The following is a 14702-nucleotide window of genomic DNA, read 5'->3' as shown; positions in this document are numbered from 1 at the left end:
GGGCAATTAGCTCAGTTGGTTCAGAGCACCTCGTTTACACCGAGGGGGTCGGGGGTTCGAATCCCTCATTGCCCACGAAGAAAAGCCTCCCATTTATGGAAGGCTTTTTTTGTATACTTTAGTTTGATGCGATTTCATTTCGTAACTCATCATGCAGGGCAATTGAACAAATACTATGTTGGCGATACTCTATATGCCTAATTGTTTCTAAAGTCTTCCTTATATAGCTTAAGATTCTAAAGCATATTGCTAAATTCTTTTTTCCTTTGAAGAATTCAAAAAATAAATAGAGTAGAGTTTAGAGAGGTTAATTTAAACAGGTCGAGGAAAATTTAATATCCCGATTCTTTAAACTTTAATATATCCAATATCCGCTCAAGTGCCATTCCTCTTGAGCCTTTTACTAGGATGTAAGAATTCTGAAATTTATTGGCTTCAAGAGCTATTTTTAATTCAGAAAAATTTTCATATTTCTGTAATTTTTGGTCTTGAGATTGGGTTTTGAAGAAATTTTTTCCAACTAAAAATATCTGTTTAAGATTTATTCGTTCTAAATAGTTTACAATAGTTTGATGTTCTTCATCTGAAGAAGATCCAAGTTCAAACATGTCTCCTAGAATCACTATTTTATTCTCTGCTGGATTAGCCTCAAAGCTTTCCAATGCAGCCTTCATACTTGTTGGATTAGCATTATATGCATCCATTAGTATTGCATTGCTACCAAGTTTTACGATTTGCGAACGATTGTTCCTTGGGAGATATCCGGCAACAGCTTTTTGAATACTTTCTATTGATATTTTGAAATAAGTTCCAACGCATATTGCGGCTGCTATGTTTATGGCATTGTAAGTCCCTGTAAGTTGACTTTTAATAGTGGTTTTCTCGTATTGAACTTCGGCTAAACTACTAGAGTTATCATATTTAATAATAACATCGGCATTTTTTGATTCACCAAAGGTATATGTATTTTTATATGAAGCTTGTTTTTGCTGAATGGGATCATCAATATTCAGAATCAATTGACCCTTATTTGTTTTCAAATAATTATATAATTCGCTTTTTGCTGAAATCACACCTTCTATACTTCCAAAACCTTCAAGATGTGCTTTTCCAAAATTAGTTATATAACCAAAATTAGGTTTTGCTATTTCGCATAATTTTTCAATTTCTCTTGGGTGGTTAGCTCCCATTTCTACTATACCAAATTCAGATTTGGTATTCATAGAAAGTAAGGTAAGAGGAACTCCTATATGATTGTTTAAGTTGCCAACTGTCGCCACAGTTTCATGCTTTTTCTTTAGAACAGCATGAATTAATTCCTTAGTTGTGGTTTTTCCATTGCTACCGGTAATAGCAAGAATTGGTATGTTTAAATATTCCCGATGATAGGTGCTTAGATTTTGTAGTGTTTCCAGCACATTTTCAACTAAAATATAAAGCTTATTAGGTTTGTGTAATTGTTCATCTATAATTGCATAACCAGCGCCTTTTGAAAGTGCCTTTTCAGCAAATAAATTACCGTTAAAATTATCTCCTTTTAATGCGAAAAATAATTGACTTGTTTTAATTGCACGGGTATCTGTAGCCACGCCTTTGCTATCAAGAAAAAGCTGATGTAATGTCTCAATATTCATTACCTAAATATATTAAATAGAAAACGGTTTAAAAAGTAGTTCTTCGAATTTTAAAATAAATAAGAAACTTAAGTGCTTATTTATTTTGACCGAAAAATAAACTTTTTAAACCGTTTTATTCAAGGAGGCTAAGATTAATTTCTTGCCGTTTTGTTTTTGTCTTTAGATTTCGAACCAACTCTAGACATTGCGTTTCTAAAGCCTATGTAGTCGGTAGCCATATCTTGTGGAAAATACCTTCTTTGGGAAGGATCTAACCAATATGCTCTATCTCTCCATGATCCACCCTTGTATACGCGAACTTCATCACTGACCATAGTGGTTCTACTAGTTTCATCATATTTCGGACTTACATTACCTAGACTATCCGTATCTGTCCTGAATTGCGGGGAATTATACATTCTTTTCGAGGGATTAGAGATTTCATTGAAAGGCTCATAATATCTTGAAGAACTCTTATCTCCATCGCGGAAATTTCTGTTGTCACTTTCGTTAAAGTTTGTTCTAAGGTAAGTGTCTTTTTCATTAATTGGAACTTGTACTATTTCTCCAGGTAGAGTTCGAGCCATTATTCTACCGCTACTTAATGTATCATAAACTACACCATCTGGTGTAACTATTTTTACGGTACCATCATCGTTTATGGCATTTTTAGTATAAACATTCCCTCTGTAATAGTTAAAGTCGTTAAACTCATCGTCTACAATAGGTCTGTAAACATCTGCTACCCATTCTGCAACGTTTCCGGCCATATCATAAAGTCCGTAATCGTTTGCTTGGTAAGATTTAACTTCCGCAGTAATATCTGCACCATCATCACTCCATCCCGCAATTCCTCCGTAATCACCTTCACCTTGCTTAAAATTGGCTAATTGATCACCTTGTCTTTTAACATCTCCAGAACGAGTATATTGACCGTCCCATGGATATTTTTTTCTACCACGGTACACATTATAATTTCTTATTCCCACTAATCCTAATGCAGCATATTCCCATTCTGCTTCTGTTGGCAGTCTATACTCAGGTAATAGAACACCGTCTTTACGTTGAATGTAAATATTTTTTGCATTACTGGTATCTTTAGCGGTTCCTAATTTATCTGCATTTTTACCACCACGTGTAATACTATCGTTTCCACCATATGTTTTAGATGGAGCCTTCAAATAGGTTTCCGTATCAAATGTAGTTCCAGCGGAAATATCTGTATAGCGAGCTCCTTCTTTAGAATAACCTTCTTTTTCTAATTTAAGCTCATTTACTCTATTGGTTCTCCATTTGCTAAATTCTGTTGCCTGAATCCAGTTAACTCCTACCACAGGGTAATTGGAATATGCCGGGTGTCGTAGATAGTTGTTTGTCATGGTTTCATTGAAACCTAATCTATTTCTCCACACTAAAGTATCAGGAACAGCACCAGAGTAAATATTTTTATAATTTTCTTCACTTGGAGGGAAAACGTTTTTTAACCAATCAAGATATTCCATATACATGATATTGGTAACTTCAGTTTCATCCATGTAAAAGGATTGGACGTGCTGCTGAGTAGGAGTGTTGTTCCAATCATGCATTACGTCATCCTGAACTCTCCCCATTGTAAAGGTTCCTCCTTCAACAAAAACAAGACCTGGGCCAGTTTCCTGTTCCTTGTAATCTGTTTTGTATTGGAAGCCACCATCTTTAGAATTAATATCCCATCCAGTAGCTCTCGAGTTGTTTTTGTAATCTCTAGAATTGTTACAGCTAAATAAGCCAACGCTTAAAGCGATAGCAAATAGTGTCTTAAAGGCAACATTAGTCCTCATATTTTATTCTGTTTGTGTAGTAATTTAGGCCTTGCAATATAGTAATTAACGGGAAAAGTACAAGTTTATTTTGTCTTAATCAAAATGTGCTAAACAGTTAATATTCTTAATGATTAGAACTTTTTTATTATATATAATATAGTCACAAAAGTAAGATTAAAAGTTTAGGTTTGAAATATTTTTAGTCATGGCTATTAAAACTAGTGGATAAAGGCAATAAAATCTTGAAATTGTAGTTTTAATAGAATCCTTGAATTTTTACTTATTCTATTAAAGTTCAATGCAAAATTGATGAGAGGAACTTCTCTTAACGAGAATAAAAATATATATTTGTTAAAGACTAATTAATGTGATGAAAAAAATTACTATACTTTTTCTTGGATTTTCCCTTTTATCAAACGCGGTTGTTTTCTCTCAAGAAGAACGCGATAGGGTTATAACTACAGCTATTCCTTTCTTACTTATAGCAGCCGATGCTAGAGCAGCGGGTATGGGTGATCAAGGGGTTGCAACTTCTGCCGATGCTTTTTCACAACAATGGAATCCGGCTAAATTTGCTTTTATAAATAGCGAACAAGGGATTGGGGTTTCTTACACTCCATATCTAAGTAGTATTGTTAATGATATATTTTTGGGCAATCTCACCTATTTTAATAGACTTGATGATAGAAGTGCTGTTGCAGCAAGTTTAAGATATTTTAGTCTAGGGTCTATTGAGACTCAAGAGAACTTTGGTGATGAAGCTTTATTATTAAGTCCGAATGAATTTACTTTAGATGTGTCTTATGCATTAAAATTAGCCGATAACTTCTCTATGGCAGTGGCAGGACGTTATTTAAGATCAGATCTTAAGTTGGCGGTTAATAGTGAAGATGCAACTGCAGCTTCAACTTTTGGGGTAGATATCGCAGCGTTCTATCAGAGTCAGAATATAGTGTTTTCTAATTTTGATGGAAAAATTAGAGCTGGAGCTAATATTTCTAACATAGGTCCGAAAATAAAATATGATGAAGTTGGTCAGGAAAATTTTATTCCTACAAATTTTAAAGTAGGTGGAGGGTTCGACTTTATTTTTGATCCTTCAAATAGATTAGGAACTTATCTTGAATTCAATAAGTTATTAGTTCCCACTCCACAAGATTTTAATGGAGATGGGGATATTGACGTTTCAGATGAAGATGAGTATAATAATATTGGTTCTATAGAAGGTATTTTTAAATCTTTTGGTGATGCTCCTGACGGTTTTGGTGAAGAATTAAGAGAAGTTACTTGGGCGTTCGGTGCAGAGTATGTATATCAGGATCAATTTACATTAAGAACTGGATATTTTAATGAAAGCGATACTAAAGGTTCAAGGAAATTTGTAGCAATTGGAGCCGGATTTAAATATGCTCCAGTTGTAATAGATGTATCGTATTTATTTTCTACTTCTAATGTAGTAAGTCCTTTAGAAGGTACCTTAAGGTTTGGATTGGTCTTCAATTTTGGAGAAAAATTTGACGATAACTAATTAATTGTATATTTCCGAGAGTTCGTTAAGTGGCATAATAAGAAAGGCCGCCATTAATATTGCGAACAAAAATCAAATAATTTAAATGAAATTAATTACTGTTTCTACATCTTTAGAGATCTACGATTCTATAGATGAACTTCCAGAAGAAGTCATAACCTTGATGAATACGGCTGTTGAGGCACGGATTAAAGCCTACGCACCATATTCCAAATTCCAAGTTGGTGCTGCTATACTTTTAGATAATAATGAAGTGATTCCTGGAAGCAATCAAGAGAATGCCTCTTATCCTAGTGGGTTGTGTGCAGAAAGAACTGCTATTTATTATGCAGGTGCTAAATACCCAGAAGCTATTATTAAAAGAATTGCAATTTCAGCTACCTCATTAAATCATGCTGTAACCGCCCCTATCCCGCCTTGTGGTGCCTGTAGGCAAGCGATTGCTGAATATGAGATTAAGCAAAATGAACCTATAGAGATTTATTTTATGGGTGAAAGTGGTGAAGTTGCAAAATCTAACTCCCTGAGGGATTTACTGCCTTTTGCCTTTGATAAATCAAATCTATAACGATTTAGTAGTTTTTAATATTAAAACTGTTTTTCGTTCTTACTGAAAATAGTATTTTTGTTATCCGCTAGGCAAAAACCAGTGTCCGGTCTAAATATATTTGAAAATGAAGAAAATTACCAAAGCCACTTATTTAAAGTGGTACGAGGATATGCTTTTTTGGAGAAAGTTTGAGGATAAATTAGCTCAAGTATATATTCAACAAAAAGTGAGAGGTTTCTTGCACCTATATAATGGTCAAGAAGCAATTTTAGCCGGATCATTGCATGCGATGGATCTTACAAAGGATAAGATGATTACTGCTTATAGAAATCACGTTCAGCCAATTGGTATGGGTGTGGATCCTAAAAGAGTAATGGCAGAATTATATGGTAAGAAAACTGGCACCTCTCAAGGTCTTGGTGGTTCTATGCATATTTTTTCTAAAGAACATAGATTTTATGGAGGCCATGGAATCGTTGGAGGACAAATACCTTTAGGTGCTGGATTGGCTTTTGCCGATAAGTATTTTAAAAGAGATGCTGTTACTCTAACTTTTATGGGAGATGGTGCTATGCGTCAAGGTTCTCTTCATGAAACTCTTACTATGGCCGTTAATTGGAATTTACCTGTGGTTTTTTGTGTAGAAAATAATGGATATGCTATGGGAACTTCTGTAGCTAGAACTTCTAAGAACACAGAGATCTGGAAAATGGGATTGGCCTATGATATGCCGTGTGGACCCGTAGATGCCATGAATCCAATTAAAGTAGCAGAGGCTATGGATGAGGCTATTAAGAGAGCAAGAGACGGAAAAGGACCTACTTTCTTAGAATTAAAAACCTATAGATATAGAGGGCATTCAATGAGTGATGCTCAAAAATATAGAACTAAAGATGAAGTTGCTGAATATCAAAAAATTGATCCTATAACTCAGGTTTTAGAGGTTATAAAAGATAAAAAATACGCAACAGAAAAAGAGATCAAAGAAATAGACAAGCGCGTTAAAGATTTGGTTCTAGAATGTGAGAAATTCGCAGAAGACTCAGAATATCCAGATCCAAGCTTGATGTATGATGCTGTTTACGAGCAAGAAGACTATCCTTTTTTATCACATAAAGTAAAGTAAATTATGGCTGAAGTAATAAATATGCCACGTTTGAGTGACACCATGGAAGAAGGTGTTGTCGCTAAATGGTTGAAGAAAGTTGGAGATAAAGTTGAGGAGGGAGATATTTTAGCGGAAATCGAAACAGATAAAGCTACTATGGAATTTGAATCTTTTTACGAGGGGACATTATTACATATCGGAATTGAAGAGGGGGAAACAGCTCCTGTAGACACTTTGCTTGCAATAATTGGAAAAGAAGGAGAAGATGTTTCTAAATTATTAAAGAGTGATAGTAAGTCTTCTAAGAAAGAAGAAAGCAAAACTGAAACTAAGGATGCTTCTAAAGATGCTCCAGTTGCAGATTCTAAGGAAAATAAAGAGGAGGAATCAGAATCTTCCAATGAAATTCCAGATGGAGTAGAGGTAATTAATATGCCTAGACTTAGTGATACCATGGAAGAAGGAACCGTCGCGTCTTGGCTTAAAAAAGAAGGAGATACGGTTGAAGAGGGAGATATTTTAGCTGAAATTGAAACCGATAAGGCTACAATGGAATTTGAATCTTTCTACAGTGGAACTTTGTTGAAAATTGGTGTCCAAGAAGGAGAAACAGTAAAAGTTGATACTTTATTAGCGATTATTGGGCCAGAAGGAACAGATGTTTCTGGAATTGGTTCCGGAAAAGCTAAACCAAAATCGTCTGGAAAAGAAGAAACTGCTTCTAAAGATGAGGATTCGGCTAATGATGCTTCAGAAGAAAAATCGGATGTGAATACTTCAGAAGCGAAAGATGGAAGTAGAATATTCGCTTCTCCTTTGGCAAAGAAAATTGCAGAAGATAAAGGAATAGATCTGGCAGATGTTAATGGTTCAGGAGGAAATGGACGAATAGTGAAGAAAGATGTCGAGTCTTTCCAACCATCATCTAAACCGGCAGAAACGAAATCAGAAAGTCCTGTTGCTGCTGCTTCAGAAAAAACAGTTCAAACATATACACCCGCTGGGGAAGAATCTTTTGAGGAAATCAAAAATTCCCAAATGCGTAAGACCATTGCAAAACGTTTAGGGGAATCTAAATTTACTGCGCCTCACTATTATTTAACGATAGAGGTGAACATGGAAACAGCCATTGCATCTAGAAAGCAGATCAATGAAATTCCAGATGTTAAGGTTAGTTTTAACGATATGGTGATTAAAGCTTCTGCCATGGCATTAAGAAAACATCCTAGAGTGAATTCTCAATGGACTGGAGATTCTACAAAAATCGCTAAACATATCCATATGGGAGTTGCTGTAGCCGTAGAAGATGGATTGGTTGTGCCTGTTGTAAAATATGCAGATCAATTATCTATGACTCAAATTGGAGCTCATGTAAAAGACCTTGCTGGTAAATCACGAAATAAAAAATTGCAACCATCAGAGATGGAAGGGAGCACTTTTACGGTTTCTAATCTTGGTATGTTCGGGATTACTGAATTTACTAGTATTATAAATCAACCGAATTCTGCAATCCTTTCTGTAGGAGCAATAGTAGAAAAGCCGGTAGTAAAAGATGGACAAATTGTAGTTGGTAATACCATGAAAGTTACTTTGGCGTGTGACCATAGAACAGTAGATGGCGCTACCGGAGCTGCATTTTTGCAAACTTTAAGAACATATTTGGAGAATCCTGTTACTATGTTAGCATAATCCAAAGACTTTATAGAATATACTATTTGAAAATCCCGCGCTATTGCGGGATTTTTTTATCTTTATAACTATGATAAAAAATTTTATAAGGACAGCTAGTTTAGGACTACTGGTTCTATTTTCCGCGTGTAATCTCACACAAAATTCTACCGAAGAAAAGCAAATAATTCCACCGCCGGTAAAGACAGGATTTACCAAAGCAAATATAAATGCGATGGCAGTAAAGGAAGAATTGGAGTTTCTTTCTTCAAATGATTTGATGGGTCGAAATACAGGATCCAAAGGAATAGAGAAGGCTGCAGTGTATCTAGAAGAAATTCTTAAGAAAAATGATATAAAGCCATATTACACCACTTACAGAGATTCTTTTGAGGTGGAAGGGAGTTTTGGATATAACATAATAGGTTTGGTTGAAGGAACAGATCCAGTATTGAAAAATGAGTTTTTAATTATAAGTGCTCACTACGATCATATTGGATTAATTTCCCCAATTGCAAACGATTCTATAGCAAATGGAGCCAATGATAATGCTGCGGGATCTGTTGCTGTACTGGAATTGGCAAAATACTTTGGTGCTGCATCAAACAATAAAAGAAGTATTCTCTTTGTATTTCTTTCAGCTGAAGAAAAAGGACTCTTAGGATCTAAGCATTTGGCAAAAAGATTAAAGAACGAAAAGCTAGACCTCTACGTAAACTTTAATATTGAGATGATTGGAGTTCCTATGGTTAATAAAGACCATATGGCATATTTAACAGGTTTTGAAGAATCTAATCTGGCAGATAAATTCAATGAATATTCCGATGAAAATATTTTAGGTTTTCTTCCGAAGGCTAAAGAATTCGATCTCTTTAGACGTAGCGATAATTATTCTTTCTACAAAGAATTCAAGGTGCCTGCACAAACCATAAGTACTTTTGATTTCACAAATTATAATTATTACCATCAAGTGCAGGATGAAGCAGATGAAATGAATATTCCGTTTATGACGAATTTAATAGAATCTATTATACCGGGAATTCAGACAATGGCAAACACACCAACTAAGGAAATAAAATTAAATTAGAAATGAAGCATGTTGTAATAACAGGAACCAGTAGAGGAATAGGATTTGAAATGGTCAAACTTTTTTCTGACGCCGGTCATCATGTATTAGCACTTTCCAGGAAACCAGAATCTCTTCGAGCTTTAAATTTGAAGAATGTACAGGTGGTTTCTTGTGATATTACTAAGGAAGAAGAGCTTCAGAAAATAGCCAATCACATAGAGAAGATTTGGAAAAAAGTTGATGTTTTAATTAATAATGCAGGAGCAATTTTAAATAAATCTTTTGCTGAATCAACTTTAGAAGAATTTAAAGCCATATATAACACCAATGTTTTTGGCGTGGTAGGACTTATTCAGAAATTACTTCCCATGATGAGTGCTAGCTCTCATGTGGTTAATATAAGCAGCATGGGTGGAGTTCAGGGCAGTATGAAATTCCCAGGTCTATCGGCATACAGTTCGAGTAAAGGTGCTTTAATCACCCTTACAGAAATTTTAGCAGAAGAATATAAAGAAAATGGACCTTCCTTTAATGTATTGGCTTTAGGAGCCGTGCAAACCGAGATGCTGGAAGAGGCTTTCCCAGGATATAAAGCACCATTATCAGCTTTAGGAATGGCAGAATATATTGTAGATTTCAGTTTGAACGGGCATAAATTTTATAATGGGAAAATGTTACAGGTATCTAATAGTACCCCGTAATTTGAAATAACATGTCAGATGTTTTAAAAAAATACCTGCCGAGTCATTCGGTAATTCCAGTCTTTAAAATGATTGAAGAGAATCGGGTTCATTTAAAAATTGTAAATGAACGGGTAACTAGGCATGGTGATTACCGAAGAATGACAGATGGTACTCATCAAATTACAGTGAATGCCAACCTCAATAAATATAGATTTCTAATTACGTTGGTTCATGAAATAGCTCACCTGGTCGCTTTTGAACACTTTGGTCGTCGAATAAAACCTCATGGATATGAATGGAAGATTACCTTTAGAAATATAATGTTGCCCTTTATTAGACCAGAAATTTTTCCTAATGATTTATTACCATTAATAGCTAATCATTTTAAGAATCCAAAGGCTAGTAGTGATACCGATGCCAGACTTTCTGTAGCCCTTAAGAATTTTGATTCTGAGAACGATAAAAACTATATTTTTGAGATTCCTCAGGGAGGGGTTTTTAGGATATATAATGGGAAGGTCTTTAAGCGAGGTCAGAAATTGAGGAAGCGATATGAATGTTTGGAAATGGCGACGGGTAAAGTCTATCTATTTCAACCTAATGCAGAGGTAGAACTTGTTGCAGGTTAATTAATAAAATCTAAAAATGACAACTATTTACAATAAGGATTATTATGCAGTTATTATGGCGGGTGGAGTAGGATCTCGTTTTTGGCCTGTAAGCACCTCAAAATTTCCAAAGCAATTTCATGACATGCTTGGAACTGGGCATAGCTTGTTGCAAAAGACATATATGAGACTCTCTAAGATTTTGCCTTATGAGAATATATTAATTTTAACCAATGAGGAATACGTAGATCTAGTACAAGAGCAATTGCCAAAATTAGATACTAAAAAAATCATTGCTGAGCCGGCTATGCGAAATACAGCACCTTGTATTTTATTAGCGGCAATGAAGATAAAAAAAATTAATCCCAATGCTGTAATGATCGTAGCGCCTAGTGATCATTTTATTAATGATGAAAATGCCTTTGCAGCGGATATCAATTTAGCTTTTGAAGCTGCCAGTGAAGAGGATATTCTAGTTACACTTGGGATAAAACCCACTTTTCCTAACACGGGTTATGGATATATAAAATATGAAAAGGATGATGGGAAAGATCTTCAGAAAGTTGAGAATTTTACTGAAAAGCCAACCTTGAGAAATGCTAAAAAGTACCTCGAAGAAGGGAATTACGTATGGAATGCTGGAATCTTTATATGGAAAGCATCTTATATTGCTGAGTCTTTTAAAACATATTTACCAGAAATGTTCAGTCTTTTTAATGATGGAGAAAAAGATTTAAACACTTCTAAAGAAGAGAAGTTTATTAAAGACACTTATCCAGATGCAAAAAATATTTCTATAGATTATGCGATTTTGGAAAAGTCAGATTCTGTATTTGTAATCCCAGCAACCTTTAGCTGGAGCGATTTAGGGACATGGGGTTCTTTACATGAAGAACTGGCAAAGGATGAAAATAATAATGCGGTTGTTAATGCCCAATTGATGCCTGAAGATGCATCTGGTAATATAATCTATACTAAAAATTCTAAAGTTGTAATTGTAGATGGTCTGAAGGATTATATAATAGTTGAAAATGAAGATGTTCTTATGATTGTTCCTAAAGAGAAAGAACAAGAAATTAAAGAGATAAGGAATAAGGTGATGGAAAAGTTTGATAAGAATCTTGGATAGTAATGACCAACAAGGATAATTTGGGTAGTAACCCACCAGAAACTGAAGCTTTTGATATGGATCTAACCAAGGCAAAAGGCTTATGGGAGAATATTAGAGTTTTTATTTCTGAACTACTGGACATACGTGGAGATACAGATAGAGAATCTACTGTAGCTGCGATCACTAAAGATATTTCTTTTAAAGGTCATAATGCATGGATCCTCATATTTTCCATTTTTGTTGCCTCTATTGGGCTGAACGTAGGTAGTGCAGCAGTGGTAATTGGAGCAATGCTTATTTCCCCGTTAATGGGACCAATTGTGGGAATAGGATTGGCAGTAGCAATCAACGATGTTAGGATGTTAAAACGATCCTTTATTAATCTTGGGGTTATGGTATTGTTGAGTGTGCTTACAGCTACTATTTATTTTTTTATATCTCCTATTAAAATTTATACTCCAGAGATCGAAGCCCGCACATATCCTACTATTTTGGATGTATTGGTAGCTATTTTTGGAGGACTTGCGCTTATCGTTGCGAAAACAAAAAAAGGAACCATTGCAAGTGTGATTTTTGGAGTAGCAATAGCCACGGCTTTAATGCCTCCTCTTTGTACGGTGGGATATGGCTTGGCAAATGGAAATATGAAATTTGCTAGTGGAGCATTATATCTGTTTTCAATAAATGCAGTTTTTATAGCCTTATCAACCTTCCTTGTATCCAAATTACTAGGCTTTCCATTGGTTAAATATGCTAATCAACAAAAAAGACGGAGAATTGCACAAATAGCTACTGCCATTGCAATAATTGTAATGATACCGAGTGTAATCCTCTTTATTAATCTACTTAGAAAGCAAGTATTTATATCTACCGCAGAAGAATATTTATCTAAAGTAATTAAATATCAAGGAACAGAAACTATTAAATACGAAGAGGATTTTAAGAAAAGAGAAATTGAAGTCTATCTAATTGGTAATGTTGTGCCTTCTAAAACTATTGAAATTTGGAAAGAGAGTTTGGATAATTATGATGCATTAAAGGGTAGTAAGCTAATAATTCATCAAGGAACTAATGAGTCTGGCGATATTAGCCTGCTTTCGTCACAAGTAAAGAGTGGAATTTTAGAAGACCTATATCTTAAGAACCAAGAGGTAATTGAAAACAAGGATTCGCAAATCAGTTTTTTGGAAAATGAACTCTTAAAATATAAACAGGGCGATTTCTCTTTTGATGAAATAAGTAGGGAGTTAAAAATCAACTATCAAGAGGTAGAAAATTTGACTTATGCGAATACAATTTCTACCAACTTCGAAAAAACAGATACCATTCCCACTTTTAATGTAACATGGAGTAGTAAAATAAAAAATACTGATAAAATTACTGAAGGAAAGAAAATTCAGCAATGGCTAACATTTAGATTGAAATTGGATACGCTAACTGTGAGATCTCTTAATTAATGTCCTTTTAGTTGAGCGTCTCGTACTTTTTTAAATAAATTGGAAGAATATACAAAATCTGTTACTGTCTCGTCATCGGTTTGGAAGATCTGAGATTTATCTCCCTTCCAAGCTAGAAGCCCATCCTTTAAAAATGCTATATTTTCCCCGATTTCCAACACAGAGTTCATATCGTGAGTAATGACCACTGTTGTTATATTATTTTCTACAGTAAGTTCTTGTATTAGCTTATCTATTACAGTTGCTGTTGTTGGGTCTAATCCTGAGTTAGGTTCATCACAAAATAAATATTTTGGCTTATTTACAATAGCTCTTGCTATGGCAACTCGCTTTTGCATTCCACCACTGATTTCTGAAGGATATTTGTTTTCGCTACCTTCAAGATTAACTCTTTTTAATACCTCCGCAACTCTGGATTTCATTTCGCGCTTACGCTGATTTGTAAACATTCGCAAAGGGAACATTACATTCTCTTCTACGGTCATAGAATCAAACAATGCTCCTCCTTGAAATAGCATTCCTACCTCTGTACGAAGCTCACGTTGTTCTTCATCTGTGAAAGATGAGTAAGCCTTTCCATCATACTCAATACTTCCCTCTTCAGGCTTAAATAAACCAAGCATGGTTTTTAAAAGCACACTTTTCCCAGAACCTGATTGACCAATTATTAAATTCGTCACGCCTGTTTCAAAAACAAAATCTATCCCTTTCAGAATTTCTTCGCCATCAAAACCTTTATGAATATTTTTTATTTCGATCATTAGCTAAGTAATAATTGGGTTACGACATAATTTGTAATAATTAGAACAACACTGGTCCACACAAATGAAGTTGTACTTGCATGACCAACTTCTAAAGCACCACCTTTCATATAATAGCCATGATAAGCAGGGATTGTGGCCAGGATCCAAGCGAAAATAAAGGTTTTAATAAAAGCGTAAACTAAATGAAAACCTTCAAAACCATCTTGTAATCCTTCCAGAAAAAGATCGCTTCCAACAAATCCTCCAAATACAGCAGCAGCATATGCCCCAAGAATTCCTAAAAACATAGAAATGGCTATTACAAAAGGATAGGTGAGCATCGCAATTATCTTCGGAAAAATTAAATAATTCAAAGAATTAATACCCATTACTTCAAGTGCGTCGATTTGCTCAGTAACCCTCATTGATCCGATGCTGGAAGTTATAAAAGAACCCACTTTACCAGCCATAATTATGGAAATAAACGTTGGAGCAAATTCAAGAATGATAGATTGCCTTGCAGCAAATGCTATCAAAGTTTTTGGGATTAAAGGATTATTAAGGTTTAAAGCAGTTTGAATAGCAACAACTCCCCCAATAAAAAAGGAAATAAAAGCTACGATCCCTAGCGACCCAATTATAAGCTCATTTATCTCTTTAAAGATTAGTTCTTTTAATACAGATCGTTTGGTCATTCTACCAAACACGCCTTTAATCATTAAAAAGTATTCACCAATAGAATGGATGTAGCTCATCAAG

General features: G+C 34.8%; 13 protein-coding genes and 1 tRNA gene. 10 read left to right on the top strand and 4 right to left on the bottom strand.

Going from position 1 to position 14702, the window contains the following annotated elements; all coding sequences use genetic code 11:
- Window positions 1-75: transfer RNA gene (locus I130_RS14115), tRNA-Val, on the top strand.
- Window positions 76-332: 257 nt separating this feature from the next.
- Here the strand turns inward: I130_RS14115 and I130_RS14110 are convergent.
- Window positions 333-1634 (bottom strand): UDP-N-acetylmuramoyl-tripeptide--D-alanyl-D-alanine ligase, encoded by a 1302-nt coding sequence (locus tag I130_RS14110; protein ID WP_034924556.1) that lies wholly within the window; start codon window positions 1632-1634, stop codon window positions 333-335.
- Between the two features lie 134 nt (window positions 1635-1768).
- Window positions 1769-3436, bottom strand: a complete 1668-nt coding sequence (gene gldJ / locus I130_RS14105; RefSeq protein ID WP_034924552.1) for a gliding motility lipoprotein GldJ — start codon at window positions 3434-3436, stop codon at window positions 1769-1771.
- 352 nt (window positions 3437-3788) lie between these two features.
- On the opposite strand from gldJ, the gene porV reads away from it, so the two are divergent.
- The 9 genes from porV to I130_RS14060 all read left to right on the top strand — a co-directional run bounded on the left by porV (window position 3789) and on the right by I130_RS14060 (window position 13200).
- The gene (gene porV / locus I130_RS14100; protein WP_034924549.1) at window positions 3789-4946 is read left to right on the top strand and encodes a type IX secretion system outer membrane channel protein PorV; all 1158 of its coding nucleotides are present in this window, start codon (window positions 3789-3791) and stop codon (window positions 4944-4946) included.
- 85 nt (window positions 4947-5031) lie between these two features.
- Window positions 5032-5514, top strand: a complete 483-nt coding sequence (gene cdd, locus I130_RS14095) for a cytidine deaminase (RefSeq protein ID WP_034924546.1) — start codon at window positions 5032-5034, stop codon at window positions 5512-5514.
- Window positions 5515-5620: 106 nt separating this feature from the next.
- Window positions 5621-6622 (top strand): pyruvate dehydrogenase (acetyl-transferring) E1 component subunit alpha, encoded by a 1002-nt coding sequence (gene pdhA, locus I130_RS14090; RefSeq protein WP_034924544.1) that lies wholly within the window; start codon window positions 5621-5623, stop codon window positions 6620-6622.
- Window positions 6623-6625: 3 nt separating this feature from the next.
- On the top strand, window positions 6626-8293 hold the full coding sequence (locus I130_RS14085; RefSeq protein ID WP_034924541.1) for a pyruvate dehydrogenase complex dihydrolipoamide acetyltransferase: 1668 nt from the start codon (window positions 6626-6628) through the stop codon (window positions 8291-8293).
- A gap of 70 nt (window positions 8294-8363) precedes the next feature.
- Window positions 8364-9359 carry a M20/M25/M40 family metallo-hydrolase gene (locus tag I130_RS14080; protein WP_034924538.1) on the top strand — a complete coding sequence of 332 codons (996 nt, stop codon included), beginning with the start codon at window positions 8364-8366 and terminating at the stop codon, window positions 9357-9359.
- A gap of 2 nt (window positions 9360-9361) precedes the next feature.
- Window positions 9362-10042, top strand: coding sequence for an SDR family NAD(P)-dependent oxidoreductase (locus I130_RS14075; RefSeq protein WP_034924536.1), 681 nt, complete (start codon window positions 9362-9364; stop codon window positions 10040-10042).
- A gap of 11 nt (window positions 10043-10053) precedes the next feature.
- Window positions 10054-10653 carry a SprT-like domain-containing protein gene (locus I130_RS14070; protein ID WP_034924533.1) on the top strand — a complete coding sequence of 200 codons (600 nt, stop codon included), beginning with the start codon at window positions 10054-10056 and terminating at the stop codon, window positions 10651-10653.
- 16 nt (window positions 10654-10669) lie between these two features.
- Window positions 10670-11761 carry a mannose-1-phosphate guanylyltransferase gene (locus I130_RS14065; RefSeq protein WP_034924530.1) on the top strand — a complete coding sequence of 364 codons (1092 nt, stop codon included), beginning with the start codon at window positions 10670-10672 and terminating at the stop codon, window positions 11759-11761.
- Window positions 11762-11763: 2 nt separating this feature from the next.
- Window positions 11764-13200, top strand: coding sequence for a DUF389 domain-containing protein (locus I130_RS14060; RefSeq protein ID WP_034924527.1), 1437 nt, complete (start codon window positions 11764-11766; stop codon window positions 13198-13200).
- Here the strand turns inward: I130_RS14060 and I130_RS14055 are convergent.
- Both I130_RS14055 and I130_RS14050 read right to left on the bottom strand, forming a co-directional pair.
- Window positions 13197-13961: an ABC transporter ATP-binding protein gene (locus tag I130_RS14055; RefSeq protein WP_034924523.1), complete on the bottom strand. Its 765-nt coding sequence runs from the start codon at window positions 13959-13961 to the stop codon at window positions 13197-13199. The genes I130_RS14060 and I130_RS14055 overlap by 4 nt on opposite strands.
- Window positions 13961-14698: an MlaE family ABC transporter permease gene (locus I130_RS14050; RefSeq protein ID WP_034924520.1), complete on the bottom strand. Its 738-nt coding sequence runs from the start codon at window positions 14696-14698 to the stop codon at window positions 13961-13963. The genes I130_RS14055 and I130_RS14050 overlap by 1 nt, the downstream gene beginning before the upstream one ends.
- Between the last annotated feature and the right edge of the window lie 4 nt (window positions 14699-14702).

This window comes from Gillisia sp. CAL575 (genome assembly GCF_000403785.1).
Lineage (GTDB): Bacteria > Bacteroidota > Bacteroidia > Flavobacteriales > Flavobacteriaceae > Gillisia.
The sequence above is the reverse complement of the archived record's forward strand: the minus strand, read 5'-3'. Positions and strand labels throughout refer to the sequence as shown.